The following is a 17,873-nucleotide window of genomic DNA, read 5'->3' on the forward strand; positions in this document are numbered from 1 at the left end:
CGTCCTTCAGTGCGCGGAGGCGATCGAATTCTCGGCCTGCGCCGCGTCTTCGGCCGCTGGCGACACGGCACCCTGCGCCGCGGCGGCCGCGACGGCCCAGTCGGGATGCGCGCCTGTGCGCAGCACCTGCGCGCGCAGCGCCGCCAGCGCCTGCGCATCGCCCAGCAGACGCAGGCGGTCGGCGTTGCTCAGCGCTCCGGGGCCGTCCGCGGCGGCACGCTCGATCAGGCGGGCCTGCGCCACGGCCTTGGCGCCCTGCGCCGCGGGCCGCGCCGGAATCGAGCGCAGCACGGCGGCGTGGACAGCGGCATCGGTCACCGCCTCGGTGAAGACCGGCAGCACGTCGAACGCCGCGGCATGGCGCTCGGCCTCGGCCAGCACCGCCGGTTGCGACAGCTCTTCGGGGATCAGGAAGATGCCGCGCCGGCGCAGCCAGCGCCCCGGCGCGGCACGGCTGGTCCAGGCCGACAGCGGGATCGCCAGCAGCAGCCCCGCCAGCACCGGCGACAACCACCACTGGAACACGGTGCTGGTGATGACGATCACGACGATCCAGCCCACCGCGAGCAGCGTGTGCACGATATGGCGGCGGAACGCCTCGCCCCACCCGGTCGCGGCATCGTGGCGCGGCGGAGACTTCCACGCCAGCTTGATGCCGGCGAGCGCCGCCAGCACGAACTGGGTGTGGAACAGCATGCGCACCGGCGCGAGCAGCACCGAGTGCAGGAACTCCAGCAACGCGCTCAGCAGCAGCTTGCCGGCGCCGCCGTAGCGCCGCCCCTCGCCGCGCGACAGGATCGCGATCAGCGAGATCACCTTCGGCGCCAGCAGCAGCACCGCCGTCAGCCCGAACAGCGTCAGCATGAGCTTGAAATTCGCGGTCGGCCAGCTCGGGAAGAGCTGATAGGGCTCGGTGAAATAGGTCGGCACGACGTGCGAGTGGGTCGCGAACAGCACCGTCGAGAGCAACAGGAACGCGAGCCAGAACGGCGACGACAGGTAGGCCAGCACGCCGGTCACGAACACCGTGCGATGCACCGGGTGCAGGCCGGGCTCGAACGTCAGGCGCGAGTTCTGCAGGTTGCCCTGGGCCCAGCGCCGGTCGCGGCCGAGTTCGGCCAGCAGGTTCGGCGGCACCTGCTCGTAGCTGCCTTCGAGGTCGTGCGCGATCCAGACCTTCCAGCCGGCACGGCGCATCAACGCCGCCTCGACGAAATCGTGCGACATCACGCCCCCGGACAGCGAGGTCTTGCCCGGCAGCGGCGGCAGCGCGCACTGCGCCATGAACGGCTCGATGCGCAGGATCGCGTTGTGGCCCCAGTAGTGCGATTCGCCGAGCTGCCAGTAGTGCAGGCCGGTCGTGAACAGCGGGCCGTAGACTCGCGAGCAGAACTGCAGGATGCGTGCGTGCGTGGTCTCGTGGCCGGCAGCGCGCGGCGCCGTCTGGATGATGCCGGTGTCGGGGTGCGCCTCCATCATGCGCACCATCGAGACCAGGCACTCGCCGCTCATCACGCTGTCGGCGTCGAGCACGATCATGTACTTGTAGTCGGCGCCGAAGCGCCGGCAGAAGTCCGCCACGTTGCCGGCCTTGCGATGGGTGCGGTGCTGACGCCAGCGGTAGTGGACCCGGGCGGCGTCACCGGCGGCGGCGAGCGCCTCGGTCAGGTGCGTCCAGGCGACCTGCTCGGCGACGCGCGCGTCCGGATCGTTGGTGTCGCTGAGCACGTAGAAATCGAAGCGCTCTGCCGCGTCGGTCGCGGCCAGCGACTCGTACGTGGCGCGCAGGCCGGCGAAGACGGTGGCCACGTCCTCGTTGCAGATCGGCATGATCACGGCGGTGCGCGCGTCGGGTGCGATCGGCACCGCGGCTCCCGCACCGTGCAGCACGTTGGTGACCGAATGGCGGTCGTGCCCGCGCAGCATCACCCACGCGCCGAGCACGGCGGTCCAGAAGCCGGCCGAGACCCAGCCGAACAGGATCGCGAACAGCACCAGCAGCCCCCGCTCGGCCCAGTCGCGACCATGCTCCGGCATGATGTCGACCATGTAGTCCGTGCCGATCACGGCGCCCAGGATCACCAGCAGCATCAGCCCGACGCGCCGCAGCATGAAGTGGCGGTCGTTCGGTGCGCCTTCCCAGCTCCGCGGCGCGCGCCCCTTCAACAGCCGGCGCACCGGCCGCCACAGCGGATGGCCGGCCCAGGACTGGGCCGCCATCGAGCGCCGATGGATGGGCGGCAGCGGCACCGGCAGACCGTTCGCCGACGGGTGCAGGTGGTCGCTCACGGCTTCTCCGATTCCGGCGGCACGATGTAGCTCCAGGTCTCGGTCAACACCTTGCCGGACTCACGAATCTGCGCGCGCATCTCGATCGGCTTGGCCGCGTCCTCGCGCTTGACCCGCACCGTCAGGCGCCACATGCCGGTCACCGGGTTCAGGAACAGGTTCTTCTCGCGCAGCTGCGCGTTGCCGCCCAGTTCCACGAACGGCTCGGGCTTGGCCTCCGGCTTCAGCTCGCGCAGTGGCGGACCGTCGAAGTCGACGACGAAGTTCAGGTCGCCATCGGGCTGCTTGACGTAGCCGCGGCCGCGCCGCGTCTGCACGACCCAGGCGCGCCCGGTCGGCAGCCGACCGTCGAGCTGCCAGCGTATCGTGTAGGCCAGGTCGAAGGGCTTCTTCGGATCGGGCGCCTTGTCGGGCACCCAGTACGCGACGATGTTGTCGTTGGTCTCGTCGGGCGTCGGGATCTGCACCAGTTCCACCCGGCCCGGCCCCCACTTGCCGCCGGGCTCGACCCAGGCGCTCGGCCGACGCTCGTACAGCGCCTCGGGGTCTTCATAGCTCGCGGTCGAACGGTCGCGCTGCATCAGGCCGAAGCCTTGCAGCTGCGTCGACGCGAACGAGGTCACCAGCAGGCGCTTCGGGTTGACCAGCGGCCGCCACACCCACTCGCCATTGCCGACCGAGACGGACAACCCATCGGAGTCGTGCACCTCGGGCCGGTAGTCGTCCCGATGACCGGGCTGGTTGTCGCCGAAGAAATACATGCTGTTCAGCGGCGCGATCCCGAGCTTGGCCACGGCCTCGCGGAAGTAGAGCTTGGCGCTGACCTGGATGACGGTCTCGGTGCCCGGGGTGACGACGAACTTGTACGCGCCGGTCAGGTGCTTGGAATCGAGCAGCGCGTAGATCGTCAGCGCGGTGTCGGCTCGGCCGGGGCGGTCGATCCAGAACTCCGTGAAGCGCGCGAAGTCCTCACCCGAAGGCACCGCGGTGTTGATCGCGAGCCCGCGGGCCGACAACCCGTAGACCTGCCCCTTGCCGACCGAACGGAAGTAGCTGGCGCCGAGGAACACCAGCACCTCGTCCTTGTAGTTGCGGGTGTTGATTGGGTAATGGACGCGAAACCCGGAGAAGCCGACGTTGCGCAGTTTCTTCGGGTCGATCTTGTTGCGGCCGTAGTCGAACAGCTCGGTGTCGAACTCCACGCGGCGCGGGCCGCGCGGCTCGACGACGTTGATGCGCACCGCGTCCGGAAAATTCTTGCCCGGATGGAAATACATCAGCTCGAACGGCAGCTTCTCGGCGCGCCAGGTGGCGCGCTCGGGCTTGAAACGGATGTCGCGCAGCGCGTCGTAATCGATCGCGGCGAGTTCGGCCGGCAGCTTGGTGGCCGGCGCGCGATAGCTGTCGGCGGCGAGCGTGCGCGCGCGCGCCTCGACGTCCTTGATGCCGAAGGCCTGGGCGACGACGGGAACGGCGAGCGTGATGCACAGCATCAGCCGCGCAAGCCAGGCGGTCGGGTGGTCGACAGGGAGGTTCAGAGTGAGGCCCTCGGAGTAACGCGTGAAAGACGCGTGGTGCAGACCGGGGCGACTCCCGGCCTGCATCGATCGCGCGTGCAAGGCACGAACTCTAAGGGTATTTACCGGCGCAATCGGGCCGGATGGCTTTGCTTACACCGGGACGCGGCGTCATCCGACGCAGCGTCCCCCCGCACGGGGCATGCGTTCGTTCAACCGTGCTTGGCGTCGAAGAATTGCTCGTCTTCGGTCGAGCCCTTCAGCGCCGCCGTGGACGACAGCGCCTCGATCGTCGTGGTCACCGCGTCGAAGTAGCCGGTGCCGACCTCGCGCTGGTGCTTGACGGCGGTGAAGCCCTTCTCCGCGGCCGCGAACTCGGCTTCCTGCAACTCGACGAACGCGCTCATGTTGTTGCGCGCGTAGCCGTGGGCCAGGTTGAACATCGAGTAGTTCAGGCTGTGGAAGCCCGCCAGCGTGATGAACTGGAACTTGTAGCCCATCGCGCCGAGTTCGCGCTGGAACTTGGCGATCGTCGCGTCGTCGAGGTTCTTCTTCCAGTTGAACGACGGCGAGCAGTTGTACGCCAGCAGCTTGCCCGGAAACTTGGCGTGGATCGCGTCGGCGAACTTCTTCGCGTAGGCCAGGTCGGGCTTGCCGGTCTCGCACCAGACCATGTCGGCGACTTCGGCGTAGGCCAGGCCGCGCGAGATCGCCTGCTCCAGGCCCGGCTTGCTGCGGTAGAAGCCTTCGACGGTGCGCTCGCCGGTCATGAACGGCTTGTCGTTGTCGTCGACATCGCTGGTGACGAGGTCGGCAGCTTCGGCGTCGGTGCGGGCGATCACGAGCGTCGGCACACCCATCACGTCCGCCGCCAGGCGCGCGGCCTGCAGCTTGGCGACGGCTTCACGCGTCGGGACGAGCACCTTGCCGCCCATGTGACCGCACTTCTTGACCGAGGCCAGCTGGTCTTCGAAGTGGACGCCGGAAGCGCCCGCGTCGATCATCGACTTCATCAGCTCGAAGGCGTTCAGCACGCCGCCGAAGCCGGCTTCCGCGTCGGCCACGATCGGGGCGAAGAAGTCGATGTCGTTCTTGCCTTCCGACCACTGGATCTGGTCGGCGCGCGTGAAGGTGTTGTTGATGCGCTTGACCACCATCGGCACCGAATTGGCCGGGTACAGCGACTGGTCGGGGTACATCTCGCCGGCGAGGTTGGCGTCACCCGCGACCTGCCAGCCGGACAGGTAGATCGCCTTCAGGCCGGCCTTGACCTGCTGCATCGCCTGGTTGCCGGTCAGCGCGCCGAGCGTGTTGACGAACGGCTCGGTGTTGACGAGGTTCCAGAGCTTCTCGGCGCCGCGGCGGGCCAGCGTGTGCTCGGGCTGGATCGAGCCGCGCAGGCGCACGACGTCGGCCGCGGAATAGCCGCGCTTGATGCCCTTCCAGCGCGGGTTCTCGGCCCAATCCCTTTCGAGGGCGGCAATCTGTTGTTCGCGGGTGAGGTTCGTCATGGGGAGCTCCAGTCGATGAGGAAAGAAAAAAGTGATTCGCTGGAGTCAAGGATATCGGGCATCGCACCGATCGACCAGACTTGTATCTTATATAAGACTATTTTCTTGGCTGAGCAAAATCAATGACTTACCGTTTATATTTCATAATGCGGTGTCAATTTCTCAGTCGTGAAAGTCGATGCGGCAGTGCACCATTGCTGGCTTTTGCAATGTGAAATCAGTTCGCGCGATCGTGAAACGCGCGTTCAGTCGCGTATGTCGAGCCAACGGCGATAGAGCCGATCCGCCATGCATTGCTGCGCGGGCAGCGCGGCGCGGGCCCCGGCGCGCATCGCGGCACCGGTCTGCACTGTGCCCGGATGCTCATGCGTCTGACGCACGTACGCCGGATCGACGGACGCCGACCACGCGGCCAGCTTGAACTCGTCGAGCTCCACGTGGAACTGCAATGCCAGGTGACGCCCGATGGCGAAGGCCTGGTTCGGGCATGCGTCGTTGCCGGCCAGGCGTTCGGCGCCAGGCGGCAGTCCGAAACTCTCGCTGTGCCAGTGGTACACCGTGCGGACGCCCGGACCGCCGAGCCAGGCGTGCGCCACGTCCGATTCCGCGACAGTGATCGACTGCCAGCCGATCTCCGGCTGTGGCGAGGTGCGCACCCGCGCGCCCAGCGCTCGCGCCATCAGCTGCCCGCCCAGACAGTGGCCGATCACCGGGATGTCCACAGCCATCGCTTGCAGGATCAGGCGTTCGGTCTGGCGCAGGTGCGGCAGGTCGTCATTCGCGCTCATTTCGCCGCCGAGCAGCGCGAGGCCGACATAGCCATCGATCGATTCCGGGTAGTGGTCCCCCCGCTCGGCGTTCAAGACGATCGCTCGAATCCGTCGCTCTGCGAGCCACGTTCCGAGGTATCCCGGGCCATCTCCGGAAAGGTTTTGAAGGATCAGGATCGGGCCGGTCATGGCACCCCCTTGGAAATGGGGCCAGGCCCCCAGAATGCAGTGCGCCGCGATTCTGCGGCACCGGCGGGATCGCCGCCGGCCTCGTGCCCGGCCGGGTTGTCCGTGTCGCGCAGCGCCCGAACGGGCCGAGCGGTAGACTGTGCCGCCTGAGGCCGGTTGCCGCCATTCTTCGGAGAACGAACATGCACAAAGACGATCCCGCGACCCTTGCCGCGACGCCTGCCGCGCCGACTGCCGCCGCGCCCCAATCGATGGACGCGTTCTGGATGCCCTTCACCGCCAACCGTCAGTTCAAGGCGGCGCCGCGCCTGCTGGCCAAGGCCAAGGGCATGCATTACTGGACGCCGGAGGGCCGCCAGATCCTCGACGGCATCGCAGGCCTGTGGTGCGTGAACGCAGGCCATGCGCGCCCGAAGATCGTCGAGGCGATCGCCGCGCAGGCGGCCGAGATGGACTTCGCGCCGCCATTCAACATGGCGCACCCGAAGGCTTTCGAACTGGCCGAGCGACTCGTGCAGCTGACACCGGCCGGGCTGAACAAGGTGTTCTTCGCCAACTCGGGTTCCGAGGCCGTCGAGACCGCGCTGAAGATGGCGATCGGCTACCACCGCGCCCGCGGCGACGGCGCGCGCACCCGGCTGATCGGCCGCGAGCGCGGCTACCACGGCGTCAATTTCGGCGGCATCACGGTCGGCGGGATCGTCGGCAACCGCAAGAGCTTCGGGCCGTTGCTGCCCGGTGCCGATCACCTGCGCCACACCCACGACCTGAGCAAGAACGCGTACTCGCGGGGCGTGCCCGAGCACGGCGCCGAGCTGGCGGACGACCTGGAGCGCCTGGTCGCCCTGCACGACGCCTCGACGATCGCCGCGGTGATCGTCGAGCCGGTCGCCGGCTCCACAGGCGTGCTGCTGCCGCCCAAGGGCTACCTGCAGCGCCTGCGCGAAATCTGCGACAAGCACGGCATCCTGCTGATCTTCGACGAGGTCATCACCGGGTTCGGTCGCCTCGGTTCGCCGTTCGCGGCCCATCACTTCGACGTGACGCCGGACCTGATGACGGTCGCCAAGGGCATCACCAACGGCTGCGTGCCGATGGGTGCGGTGTTCGCCAAGCAGGCGATCCACGACGCGTTCATGACCGGGCCGGAGCACCTGATCGAGTTCCCGCACGGCTACACCTACTCGTCGCATCCGCTGGCGTGCGCCGCCGCGCTCGGCACGCTCGACACCTACGCGGAAGACGGCCTGCTGACCCGCGCCGCCACGATGGCGCCGGTGTTCGAGAACGCGCTGCACTCTTTGCGCGGCGTGCCGCACGTGATCGATGTGCGCAACATCGGTCTGGTCGGCGGCATCGAACTGCAGCCGATCGCCGGGCAGCCCGGCAAGCGCGCGTTCGACGCCTTCCTCGAATGCTGGGAGCGTGGAGTGCTGATCCGCACGACCGGCGACACGATCGCGCTGTCGCCGCCGCTGATCGTCGAGAACTCGCACATCGACCAGATGGTCAGCACCATCGCCGACGTGCTGAAGCAGCAGGCCTGACCGCTCACGGGCCCGCGGTATGCTGTGAAGCATGCCCGCAGCGCCCTCCTCCCGATCGAAACCCGTGGTGCTCGTGCCGGCATGCAACCGCATGCTGGGCGACCACCCGTTCCATGTCGCCGGCAAGAAATACGTCGATGCGGTGCGCCTCGCGGGCTGCCAGCCGCTGATCGTGCCGAGCGCGGCGCCCGATGAACTCGATGCGCTGCTCGACCTCGCCGACGGCGTGCTGCTGACCGGATCCCAGTCGAACGTCCACCCGAGCCATTTCGCCGAGGACGTGCGCGACCCGTCGCTCCCGCTGGACGCCGACCGCGACGCCTGGACCCTGCCGCTGGTCCCGCGCACGCTGGAACGCGGCATCCCGCTGTTCGCGATCTGCCGCGGCTTCCAGGAGGCCAACGTCGCGCTCGGCGGCTCGCTGCACCAGGCCGTGCAGGACGTGCCCGACCGGCACGATCACCGCGCGCCCAAGGACGCCCCGGCCGAGGTGCAATACGGTCTCGCGCACGACGTGCTGGTGCAGCCCGGTGGCGTGCTCGCGCGCGTGCTCGAGGAGCCGCGCATCCGCGTCAACTCCGTCCACGGCCAGGGGGTGAATCGTCTGGCGAACGGCCTGCGTGTCGAGGCGCTCGCCCCGGATGGCCTGGTCGAGGCCTTCTCGGTCGCCGCAGCGCCCGGCTTCAACCTGAGCGTGCAGTGGCACCCCGAATGGCAGGCGGCGAGCAACCCGGTGTCGGTCCGCCTGTTCAAGGCGTTCGGCGCCGCGTGCGCGGCCTACCGCGACCGGCACCGCCCCCCCGCACCCGATCGATAGGTGCGCGTCTTGCGTGGCCCGGATGGCGCCACGCCCGATGTCCTCTCCGATCCCCGGCGCCACGTCAACGAGACGGCCGCGCCCTTGCAACAGGTGCCCCATGGTGGACAAACGAAACTTCTCCTTCGCCGATCTCGAGAACTGGTTCAACGAACGCCGCGTCACCGAGATCGAGTGCCTCGTGCCCGACCTGACCGGCGTGGCGCGCGGCAAGATCCTGCCGCGCGAAAAATTCACCGAGGACCGCGGCATGCGGCTGCCAGAGGCGATCGTCGGCATCGGCGTGACCGGCAACTTCCCGACCGACGGCCCCTACTACGACGTGATCCACCCGACCGATCGCGACATGCATTTGCGGCCCGATCCGAGCACCGTGCGCATCGTGCCCTGGGCCGTCGATCCGACCGCGCAGGTGATCCACGACTGCTTCGACCGCGACGGCAACATGATCCCGTACGCGCCGCGGTCGGTGCTGCGGCGCATCTGCGACCTGTACGCCGCCGAGGGCTGGAACCCGGTGGTCGCGCCCGAACTCGAGTTCTACCTGATCGAGCGCAACTCCGACCCGAACACGCCGCTGCGCCCGCCCAAGGGCCGCAGCGGCCGCGCCGAGACCTCGCGCCAGGCGTACTCGATCGACGCCGTCAACGAATTCGACCCGCTGTTCGAGGACATCTACGACTACTGCGGCAAGATGGAGCTGAACGTCGACACGCTGATCCACGAGGTCGGCGCGGGCCAGATGGAGATCAACTTCTTCCACGACCACCCGCTGGGCCTGGCCGACGAGGTGTTCTTCTTCAAGCGCACGATCCGCGAGGCCGCGCTGCGCCACGAGATGTACGCCACCTTCATGGCCAAGCCGATGGCCGGCGAGCCGGGCAGCGCGATGCACGTGCACCAGAGCATCCTGAACGCGGTCACCGGCAAGAACATCTTCAGCAACGATGACGGCTCGCCCTCGAAGGAGTTCTACTGGTACATCGGCGGGCTGCAGAAATACACGCCGGCGGCGATGGCGCTGTTCGCGCCGTACGTCAATTCGTACCGGCGCCTGGCCCGCTCGACCGCGGCGCCGATCAACATCCAGTGGGGCAGCGACAACCGCACCGTCGGCATCCGTTCGCCGGTCGCGACGGCCGCGGCGCGGCGCATCGAGAACCGCGTGATCGGCGCCGACGCCAACCCGTACGTCGCGCTCGCCGCGACGCTGGCGTGCGGCTACCTCGGCATGAAGAACAGGATCGAGCCCGCGCCGGAATGCAAGGGCGATGCGTACCTGTCCGAGTACCAGCTGCCGCGGTCGCTCAGCGAAGCGCTGGGCTGGCTGGCCGACGAGAAGGACCTGCACGACGTGCTGGGCAAGGAGTTCATCACCGTCTACTCCGAGGTCAAGGAGATCGAGCACGACGAGTTCATGAAGGTGATCTCGCCGTGGGAGCGGGAACACCTCTTGCTGCACGTCTGACCGGGGAACGACGATGACCGAAACAACCACCGCCCAGCGCAGCACCCAGGAGTGGCAGGCCGCCGATGCCGCCCACTACCTGCACCCGTTCACCGATTTCAAGTCGCTCGCCGCCAAGGGCTCGCGCGTGATCGTCTCGGCCGACGACATCTACCTGCGCGACAGCGACGGCGCGAAGATCCTCGACGCGATGTCCGGCCTGTGGTGCGTCAACGTCGGCTACGGCCGCACCGAGCTGATCGAGGCGGCGACGCGGCAGATGACCACGCTGCCGTTCTACAACAGCTTCTTCCAGACCGCGACGCCCCCTGCGATCGAGCTGGCCGAATTGCTCGCGCAGGTGACCCCGCCGCAGTTCAAGCACGTGTTCTTCTCGGGCTCGGGCTCGGAGGGCAACGACACGATCGTGCGCATGGTGCGCCGCTACTGGGACGTGGTCGGCCAGCCCGAGCGCAGCGTGATCATCAGCCGCCACAACGCGTACCACGGGTCGACGATGGCCGGCGCCTCGCTCGGCGGCATGAGCGGGATGCACGAACAGGGCGGGCTGCCGATTCCCGGCATCGTCCACATCGAGCAGCCGTTCTGGTTCGAGCTCGGGCAAGGCATGAGCCGCGACGCGTTCGGGCTGAAGGCCGCGGGCTGGCTGGAGGAGAAGATCCTCGAAATCGGTGCCGACAAGGTCGCCGCGTTCATCGGCGAGCCGGTGCAAGGGGCCGGTGGCGTGATCGTGCCGCCCGACAGCTACTGGCCCGAGATCCAGCGCATCTGCGACAAGTACGGTGTGCTGCTCGTCTCCGACGAGGTGATCTGCGGCTTCGGCCGCACCGGGCACTGGTTCGGCTGCGAGACCTTCGGCTTCAAGCCTGACCTGATGACCTTCGCGAAAGGCGTGACGTCGGGCTACGTGCCGCTCGGCGGCGTGATGGTCGGCGACCGCATCGCGAACGTGCTGATCGATCAAGGCGGCGAGTTCAACCACGGCTACACCTACAGCGGTCACCCGGTGGCCTGCGCGGTGGCGCTCGCGAACATCCGCGTGCTGCAACGCGAGCGCATCGTCGAGCGCGTGCACGACGACACGGGGCCCTACCTGGCCGAGCAGTTCGCGACCTTGATGGACCACCCGCTGGTCGGCGAGGTGCAGACCTGCGGCCTGATGGGCGCGGTGCAGCTCGTGAAGGACAAGGCCACGCTGGCGACCTTCGATCCGGCGCTCAGCATCGGCATGGTCTGCCGCGGCCACTGCTTCGGCAACGGGCTGATCATGCGCGCGGTGGGCGACCGGATGATCGTCGCGCCGCCGCTGGTCATCACCCGCGCACAGATCGACGAGATGATGGCGTTGATCCGGCGCTGCCTCGACCTGACGCTGGCCGACGTCAGAACCCACGGCTGGGCATGAAAAAATAGTGGGATGAGCACTGAACCCGCATTCCTGCAGATTCGCGACATCGTCAAGGATTTCGGCGGCCACAAGGCCGTCAACCACGTCAGCATCGACATCGCCAAAGGCGAGATCTTCGCGCTGCTGGGCTCCAGCGGCTGCGGCAAGACGACGCTGCTGCGCATGCTCGCCGGCTTCGAGACGCCGACCTCCGGCAGCATCGTGCTCGACGGGCGCGATCTCGCCGGGCTGCCGCCGTACGAGCGGCCGCTGAACATGATGTTCCAGAGCTACGCGCTGTTCCCGCACCTGACGGTGGCCGACAACATCGCGTTCGGCCTGAGGCGCGACGGCCTGCCCGCCGCCGAGGTGGGCGCGCGGGTCCAGGCGATGCTCAAGCTCGTGCAGCTCGAGAAGTTCGGCCAGCGCAAGCCGCACCAGCTCTCCGGCGGGCAGCAGCAGCGCGTCGCGCTCGCGCGCAGCCTCGCGAAGAAGCCGCAGCTGCTGCTGCTCGACGAGCCGCTGGGCGCACTCGACAAGAAGCTGCGCGAAGAGACGCAGATCGAGCTCGTCAACATCATCCACGAGGTCGGCGTGACCTGCGTGATGGTCACCCACGACCAGGAGGAGGCGATGACGATGGCCTCGCGGATCGCGGTGATGAGCGAAGGCCGCTTCCTGCAGGTCGGCGCGCCGGCCGAGATCTACGAGACCCCGGCCAACCGCTTCGTCGCCGACTTCATCGGCAACGTCAACCTGATGGACGGCGTGCTGGTCAAGGACGAGACCGACCATGTGCTGGTCCGCTGTGCCGACTGCACGCACTACGTCGGCCACGGCATCACCGGCACCGAGGGCATGCCGGTGTCGGTGGCGCTGCGGCCGGAGAAGATTCGCATCGCGCGCGAGGCGCCCTCGCGCACGCCCGACGATCCGCAGGGCGAATACAACCGCGCCCGCGGCACCGTCAGGGACATGGCCTACTTCGGCAGCTTCACCGTCTACCACCTGGCTCTGGCGAGCGGCGCGGTGCTGAAGATCAGCACCAGCAACACCGAGCGGCACCGCGACCATGCGATCGCGGTCGGCGATACCGCGTGGGCGCATTGGTCGCCGACCGCACAGGTGGTGTTGACCTCATGAGCGGCGCCGCCGACCGCCGCGGCTGGCGCGTGATCGCGCCGCCCTACCTGTGGCTGCTGCTGTTCTTCCTGCTGCCGTTCCTGATCGTGCTGAAGATCAGCGTCTCGGAGATGGACATCGCCAGCGTCAAGGACGTGCTGACGATGCAGGACGGCCGGCTCGACCTGAACCTGCGCTTCGGCAACTACCTGACGCTGGTCACCGACGACCTGTACTTCTCGACCTACCTGTCGAGCCTGAAGTACGCGGCCGTGACAACCGTGCTGTGCCTGCTGATCGGCTACCCGTTCGCCTACTTCATGGCCCGCGCCCGCGCCACGGTCCAGCCCGCGCTGCTGATGCTCGTGATGCTGCCGTTCTGGACCTCGTTCCTGCTGCGCGTGTACGCGTGGAAGGGGCTGCTGACCGAGCACGGCTGGGCGCACGCGGTCATTACCTCGACCGGTCTGGACCAGGTGCTGCTGCGCACCGGCCTGATCCCCGGCGAAGGCCAGCTGATGAACACGCCCTTCTCTCTCGTGCTGGGCATGACCTACACCTACCTGCCCTTCATGATCCTGCCGCTGTACTCCAACCTCGCGAAGATGGACCTGCGCCTGCTCGAGGCGGCGAGCGATCTCGGCGCCACCGCCTGGGTCGCATTCTGGAAGATCACGGTGCCGCTGTCGAAGGCTGGCATCGTCGCCGGCGCGATGCTGGTGTTCATTCCCTGCGTCGGCGAATACGTGATCCCTGAACTGCTCGGCGGCCCGCAGACGCAGATGATCGGCCGCACGCTGTGGGACGAATTCTTCAGCAACAACGACTGGCCGATGGCCTCGGCCGTCGCCGCCGCGATGGTGCTGCTCGTGATCGTGCCGCTGGCGCTGTTCAACAAGTTCCAGGCCGAGGCCACGGAGCGCCGGGCATGAGCGCGGCGGTGTTCAACAAATGGTTCGGGCGCGGCTGGCTGTCGCTCGCCTACGCGTTCCTGTACCTGCCGATCCTGGCGCTGGTGATCTTCTCGTTCAACGACTCGCCGGTGCCCAACGTCTGGGGTCGCTTCACGCTGAAGTGGTATGCCGCGCTCGGCGCCGACACCGAGATCCTCAGCGGGCTGTGGCTGTCGCTGCGGATCGCGTTCTTCACGGCCTGCGCGTCGGTCGTGCTGGGCACGCTCGCTGCGTTGGCATTGGTCAAGCACCGGCGTTTCATCGGCCGCACCCTGTTCTCGGGCATGCTGAGCGCGCCGCTGGTGATGCCCGAGGTCATCATCGGCCTGTCGCTGCTGCTCATGCTGGTGGCGCTGCAGAAGGCGCTCGGCTTCCCCGAGCGCGGGCTGATGACGATCTGGCTCGGCCACCTGCTGCTCGGCATGGCCTATGCCGCGGTCGTCGTGCAGGCGCGGCTCAAGGACCTGAACCCGCAGCTGGAAGAGGCCGCGATGGACCTCGGCGCTCGGCCGGGACAGGTGTTCTGGCTGGTCACGCTGCCGATGATCTCGCAGGCGCTGCTGTCGGCCTGGCTGCTGACCTTCACGCTGTCGCTGGATGACGTGGTGTTGTCGGCCTTCCTGTCCGGGCCGGGCGCCACGACGATGCCGCTGGTGATCTTCTCGCGCGCGCGTCTCGGCCTGAACCCGAGCGTCAACGCGGTCGCGACGCTGACGGTGCTGCTGGTCTCCGTCGGCGTGGTCTGCGCGAGCCTGCTGATCGCCCGCCGCGAGCGCCTGCGCGCGGCCGAGATCGCAGCCGCCGCGCGCGCGTGATGAGTGCGGTGCTTCACCGGCCGCACGCGCCGTGGCTGTCGTTCCTGTGCCTGGCCGGCAGCATGGCGCTGGTCGGCAGCTATGTCGGGCTGTCGAAGGTGCTGGTGCTGGTGTTCCCGGTCTTCCTGCTCGCCTTCCTGCGCTTCGGCATCGCCGCGATCGCGATGGCCGGCTGGGTGCGGTGCGGCGCGGCGGAGCCGGCGCTGAACGCGCACGACCGGCGGCTGCTGTTCCTGGAATCGTTCTTCGGCAACTTCCTGTTCTCGATCTGCATGCTGTTCGGCGTCTCGATGACCTCGGCGCTGGCGGCGGGCGTGATCATGGCGGGCATCCCGGCGGCCGTGGCGCTGCTGTCGCGGGTGTTCCTGCGCGAGCGGATCGCGCTGCGCACGATGCTGGGCATCGCCTGCGCGGTCGGCGGCATCGCGCTGGTGTCGGTGACCAAGAACACCGACCCGGCGGTGCACAGCTCGCTGCTCGGCAACCTGCTGCTGGTGGCTGCGGTGCTGTGCGAGGCCAGCTATGTCGTGATCGGCAAGAAGCTCACCGGCAAGGTCAGCCCGAAGCGCATCAGCGCGCTGATCAACCTGTGGGGATTGGCACTGGTCGCGCCGTTCGGCGTCTGGCAGGCGCTGCGCTTCGACTTCGGCGCGGTCGGGGCGGCGTCGTGGTGGCTGCTGGCCTTCTATTCGATCGCGGCCAGCATGATCACGGTGTGGCTGTGGATGACCGGGCTGAAGCACGTGCCGGCGTCGAAGGCCGGGATCTTCACGGTGCTGCTGCCGGTGAGCGCCGCCGCAGTCGGCGTGCTGTTCCTCGGCGAGCGCTTCAGCGCCGCCCAGGCGGCGGCGTTCGCACTCGCGCTGGCCGGCGTCGTGCTGGCGACCTGGCCGTCGCGCGCCGTGCCGTGATCAGGCGACGGCGTCGGCGCTCTCGCGCGCGAGGCGGCTGACTTCGGCCGGGTCGGCCTGCTTCAGCCGATGGTCGGACCACACCTGGCGCCAACGCCGTGCTCCTGGCAGGCCGTTGCGCAGGCCGAGCATGTGGCGCGACACGTGCGACCACGGCTCCCCACCGGCCACCACGCGCTGCATGTAGGCGACCATCCGGTCCTCGATCGCGTCGCGGTCGTGCTCGACCTGCGGATCACCGAAGAAGCGCGCATCCCAGTCGGCCATCAGCCACGGGTGGTGATAAGGCTCGCGGCCGAGCATCACGCCATCGAGCGGTTCGAGTTGCTCGGCGATCTGTGCGTTGGTCTTGATCCCGCCGTTCAGCACGATGGTCAGCGCCGGGAATTCGCGCTTCAGCTGGTGGACCAACTCGTAGCGCAGCGGCGGAAGCTCTCGGTTCTCCTTCGGGCTGAGACCCTTCAGCCACGCGTTGCGGGCATGCACGATGAACACTTCGCACCCTGCCTCGGCGACCATGCCGACAAAGTCGCGCACGAAGGAGTAACTCTCGGTCCGATCGATGCCGATCCGGTGCTTGACCGTCACCGGCAGCGAGACCGCGTCGCGCATGGCCTTCACGCAGTCGGCCACCAGCTGCGGCTCGGCCATCAGGCAGGCGCCGAACGCGCCGCGCTGCACACGCTCGCTCGGGCAGCCGCAGTTCAGGTTGACCTCGTCGTAGCCCCACTGCCCGGCGAGCTTCGCGCAGTGCGCCAGGTCGGCCGGTTCGCTGCCACCCAGCTGCAGCGCCAGCGGGTGCTCCGCCGCATCGAAATCGAGGTGGCGCGGCACGTCACCGTGCAGCAGCGCGCCGGTCGTCACCATCTCGGTGTACAGGTGGGTGCGCTTCGTCAGCAGGCGATGGAAGTAGCGGCAATGCCGGTCGGTCCAGTCCATCATCGGGGCGACCGACAATTTCCACGGCAAACTTCTAGAACGGACGGAGGCTGTGTCGAAAGTAGTCACTGACAAAAAAGGGCACTGGGCGCCAGGATTGGTGCACACGCGGTGCAAGCAAGCGGGTCATCGAGCGCACCTGCCGGGCACGCGATGGGGTGCACCCGGCTCGAACTCGATGCCCACATTCTCCCAGCTACCGGGCCGCTATTTGCGAGGGACGGCCTGGGGAATCCGGATGCGTCTAGCGGTTCGCCGATCCTCGTCGATCCACGGATCCCGAACGAGGCGGGCCCAGTGGAAGACCAGGAACAAGGCGAACCTGCTGAAGGCTAGGCTGGCGGCCCATGCGTTCGCCGGAGGTGTCGCGCAGATCGCGGCGGCGCCGACGCACACGCCCAACGCGAAGCGGGCTGGCTCGGGCCTGTCCAGGGGTGCCCTTCAGCGAAGTTCCGCCAGCGCCGTCGAGATCGGCGGCGAGTCCGTCTCACGCTGCGCCACCACGAGCATGAAGTCGCGCATCGCACGGTCCATGTTGACCAGCAGCCCATCCAGCCGCTGCAGATCGGCGGGGTCGGGCCGTTCCCACCTGGACTTCTCGAACAAGTACGCTGCGCGCCACCGCGACCAGTCCTGGAATGCCAGGTCGAGCAGGTAGGCGTACAGGTCGGGAGCCATGGCCCCACTATGGGGCCTGCGCCATGGGCGTCTGTGCGGCAGCGCACACCACCGCATGAAACTGCTCAGGCGCGCCCGGCGGCCCCGGCGATCCCTGCGACGAAGCGCGGCCACAGCGGCGTCGGCAGGTCGTGGCCCATGCCGGGGATCAGGTCGATCTCGGCACCGGCGATCTTCGCGCCCAGATCGATGCCCGCCTCGACCGGCACCAGCGGATCGGCCTTGCCGTGGATGATCTGCGTCGGCTGCCTGATCTGCCCGAGCAACGGCGAGCGGTTGCCGTCGGCGGCGATCGCGACCATCTGGCGCGCGGTGCCGGCGGGCCGGTACGAACGGCGCACCGACTCGCCCAGTCGCTCCTGCAGATAGGCCTCGGGCGCGGGGTAGTCGGGGCTGCCGATCAGGCGGTACAGCTTGACGTAGTGCTCGATCACGCTCTGCACGTTCTTCGGATCGGCCGGACGCGAGATCAGCGCGCTGCGCACCTTGAGCGACGGTCCGGGCAGCGAGCGCGCGCCGCTGCTGGTCATGATCAGCGTCAGGCTCTTGACGCGCTGCGGGTGCCGTACCGCCAGCTGCTGCGCGATCATGCCGCCCATCGAGGCGCCGCAGATGTGGGCCGACGGGATGCCCATCGCGGCCAGCAGCCCGGCGGTGTCGTCGGCCATGTCGGCCACGGTGTACGGCGCCTTGACCTTCATGCCGACGGCGAAGCGCAGCGAGTCGAGCGCGAGGTTGGGCACGCCGACGTGGTCGAAGCGCTGGCTCAGGCCGATGTCGCGGTTGTCGAAGCGGATCACGCGGAAACCGCGCGCCACCAGCATCGCGACGAAGTCGGGGTGCCAGGCGACGAGTTGCATGCCCAGCCCCATGATGAGGACCAGCGGCTCGCCCGCGGGCGAACCATGGTCCTCGACTTCGAGGGAAATGCCGTTGGCGGAAATCTGCATGGTCGGGGTC

General features: G+C 68.2%; 15 protein-coding genes. 8 read left to right on the forward strand and 7 right to left on the reverse strand.

What is annotated here, in order from left to right; all coding sequences use genetic code 11:
* Positions 1 to 6 precede the first annotated feature (6 nt).
* The 4 genes from mdoH to ACWH49_RS23280 all read right to left on the reverse strand — a co-directional run bounded on the left by mdoH (position 7) and on the right by ACWH49_RS23280 (position 6,276).
* The gene (gene mdoH / locus ACWH49_RS23265) at positions 7 to 2,289 is read right to left on the reverse strand and encodes a glucans biosynthesis glucosyltransferase MdoH (protein WP_448173606.1); all 2,283 of its coding nucleotides are present in this window, start codon (positions 2,287 to 2,289) and stop codon (positions 7 to 9) included.
* On the reverse strand, positions 2,286 to 3,782 hold the full coding sequence (locus ACWH49_RS23270) for a glucan biosynthesis protein G (RefSeq protein ID WP_448174386.1): 1,497 nt from the start codon (positions 3,780 to 3,782) through the stop codon (positions 2,286 to 2,288). The genes mdoH and ACWH49_RS23270 overlap by 4 nt, the downstream gene beginning before the upstream one ends.
* Positions 3,783 to 4,018: 236 nt before the next feature.
* Positions 4,019 to 5,317 carry an isocitrate lyase gene (gene aceA / locus ACWH49_RS23275; protein ID WP_448173607.1) on the reverse strand — a complete coding sequence of 433 codons (1,299 nt, stop codon included), beginning with the start codon at positions 5,315 to 5,317 and terminating at the stop codon, positions 4,019 to 4,021.
* Positions 5,318 to 5,562: 245 nt separating this feature from the next.
* On the reverse strand, positions 5,563 to 6,276 hold the full coding sequence (locus ACWH49_RS23280; protein WP_448173608.1) for a type 1 glutamine amidotransferase: 714 nt from the start codon (positions 6,274 to 6,276) through the stop codon (positions 5,563 to 5,565).
* A 251-nt stretch (positions 6,277 to 6,527) separates the two neighbouring features.
* Between ACWH49_RS23280 and ACWH49_RS23285 the strand changes: the two genes are divergently transcribed.
* From ACWH49_RS23285 to ACWH49_RS23320, 8 genes are all read left to right on the forward strand, one after another.
* Positions 6,528 to 7,823: an aminotransferase class III-fold pyridoxal phosphate-dependent enzyme gene (locus tag ACWH49_RS23285; RefSeq protein ID WP_448174387.1), complete on the forward strand. Its 1,296-nt coding sequence runs from the start codon at positions 6,528 to 6,530 to the stop codon at positions 7,821 to 7,823.
* Positions 7,824 to 7,854: 31 nt separating this feature from the next.
* Positions 7,855 to 8,640: a gamma-glutamyl-gamma-aminobutyrate hydrolase family protein gene (locus tag ACWH49_RS23290; RefSeq protein ID WP_448173609.1), complete on the forward strand. Its 786-nt coding sequence runs from the start codon at positions 7,855 to 7,857 to the stop codon at positions 8,638 to 8,640.
* Positions 8,641 to 8,740: 100 nt separating this feature from the next.
* The gene (locus ACWH49_RS23295) at positions 8,741 to 10,108 is read left to right on the forward strand and encodes a glutamine synthetase family protein (RefSeq protein WP_448173610.1); all 1,368 of its coding nucleotides are present in this window, start codon (positions 8,741 to 8,743) and stop codon (positions 10,106 to 10,108) included.
* 13 nt (positions 10,109 to 10,121) lie between these two features.
* Positions 10,122 to 11,513 (forward strand): aspartate aminotransferase family protein, encoded by a 1,392-nt coding sequence (locus tag ACWH49_RS23300; protein ID WP_448173611.1) that lies wholly within the window; start codon positions 10,122 to 10,124, stop codon positions 11,511 to 11,513.
* Between the two features lie 12 nt (positions 11,514 to 11,525).
* Positions 11,526 to 12,638, forward strand: coding sequence for an ABC transporter ATP-binding protein (locus ACWH49_RS23305; protein WP_448173612.1), 1,113 nt, complete (start codon positions 11,526 to 11,528; stop codon positions 12,636 to 12,638).
* The gene (locus ACWH49_RS23310; protein WP_448173613.1) at positions 12,635 to 13,549 is read left to right on the forward strand and encodes an ABC transporter permease; all 915 of its coding nucleotides are present in this window, start codon (positions 12,635 to 12,637) and stop codon (positions 13,547 to 13,549) included. Before ACWH49_RS23305 ends, ACWH49_RS23310 begins: the two co-directional genes overlap by 4 nt.
* The gene (locus tag ACWH49_RS23315; RefSeq protein ID WP_448173614.1) at positions 13,546 to 14,385 is read left to right on the forward strand and encodes an ABC transporter permease; all 840 of its coding nucleotides are present in this window, start codon (positions 13,546 to 13,548) and stop codon (positions 14,383 to 14,385) included. The genes ACWH49_RS23310 and ACWH49_RS23315 overlap by 4 nt, the downstream gene beginning before the upstream one ends.
* Entirely contained in the window at positions 14,385 to 15,296 is a 912-nt protein-coding gene (locus ACWH49_RS23320) for a DMT family transporter (RefSeq protein WP_448173615.1), read from the forward strand. Before ACWH49_RS23315 ends, ACWH49_RS23320 begins: the two co-directional genes overlap by 1 nt.
* Here the strand turns inward: ACWH49_RS23320 and dusA are convergent, their stop codons facing one another.
* The 3 genes from dusA to ACWH49_RS23335 all read right to left on the reverse strand — a co-directional run bounded on the left by dusA (position 15,297) and on the right by ACWH49_RS23335 (position 17,863).
* Complete coding sequence (gene dusA, locus ACWH49_RS23325) at positions 15,297 to 16,265, reverse strand: tRNA dihydrouridine(20/20a) synthase DusA (RefSeq protein ID WP_448173616.1); 969 nt, start codon at positions 16,263 to 16,265, stop codon at positions 15,297 to 15,299.
* A 411-nt stretch (positions 16,266 to 16,676) separates the two neighbouring features.
* On the reverse strand, positions 16,677 to 16,913 hold the full coding sequence (locus ACWH49_RS23330; protein ID WP_448173617.1) for a hypothetical protein: 237 nt from the start codon (positions 16,911 to 16,913) through the stop codon (positions 16,677 to 16,679).
* 65 nt (positions 16,914 to 16,978) lie between these two features.
* On the reverse strand, positions 16,979 to 17,863 hold the full coding sequence (locus ACWH49_RS23335) for an alpha/beta hydrolase (RefSeq protein ID WP_448173618.1): 885 nt from the start codon (positions 17,861 to 17,863) through the stop codon (positions 16,979 to 16,981).
* Between the last annotated feature and the right edge of the window lie 10 nt (positions 17,864 to 17,873).

This window comes from Rhizobacter fulvus, from assembly GCF_964020785.1.

Bases quoted from the DNA above. Each gene is read 5' to 3' on its own strand.
- ACWH49_RS23295 (WP_448173610.1), top strand. From the start codon at position 8,741: ATGGTGGACAAACGAAACTTCTCCTTCGCCGATCTCGAGAACTGGTTC.
- ACWH49_RS23305 (WP_448173612.1), top strand. From the start codon at position 11,526: ATGAGCACTGAACCCGCATTCCTGCAGATTCGCGACATCGTCAAGGAT.
- ACWH49_RS23310 (WP_448173613.1), top strand. From the start codon at position 12,635: ATGAGCGGCGCCGCCGACCGCCGCGGCTGGCGCGTGATCGCGCCGCCC.
- ACWH49_RS23320 (WP_448173615.1), top strand. From the start codon at position 14,385: ATGAGTGCGGTGCTTCACCGGCCGCACGCGCCGTGGCTGTCGTTCCTG.
- ACWH49_RS23335 (WP_448173618.1), bottom strand. From the start codon at position 17,863: ATGCAGATTTCCGCCAACGGCATTTCCCTCGAAGTCGAGGACCATGGT.
- ACWH49_RS23280 (WP_448173608.1), bottom strand. From the start codon at position 6,276: ATGACCGGCCCGATCCTGATCCTTCAAAACCTTTCCGGAGATGGCCCG.
- ACWH49_RS23315 (WP_448173614.1), top strand. From the start codon at position 13,546: ATGAGCGCGGCGGTGTTCAACAAATGGTTCGGGCGCGGCTGGCTGTCG.
- ACWH49_RS23330 (WP_448173617.1), bottom strand. From the start codon at position 16,913: ATGGCTCCCGACCTGTACGCCTACCTGCTCGACCTGGCATTCCAGGAC.
- aceA (WP_448173607.1), bottom strand. From the start codon at position 5,317: ATGACGAACCTCACCCGCGAACAACAGATTGCCGCCCTCGAAAGGGAT.
- ACWH49_RS23285 (WP_448174387.1), top strand. From the start codon at position 6,528: ATGGACGCGTTCTGGATGCCCTTCACCGCCAACCGTCAGTTCAAGGCG.
- ACWH49_RS23290 (WP_448173609.1), top strand. From the start codon at position 7,855: ATGCCCGCAGCGCCCTCCTCCCGATCGAAACCCGTGGTGCTCGTGCCG.
- ACWH49_RS23270 (WP_448174386.1), bottom strand. From the start codon at position 3,782: ATGCTGTGCATCACGCTCGCCGTTCCCGTCGTCGCCCAGGCCTTCGGC.
- ACWH49_RS23300 (WP_448173611.1), top strand. From the start codon at position 10,122: ATGACCGAAACAACCACCGCCCAGCGCAGCACCCAGGAGTGGCAGGCC.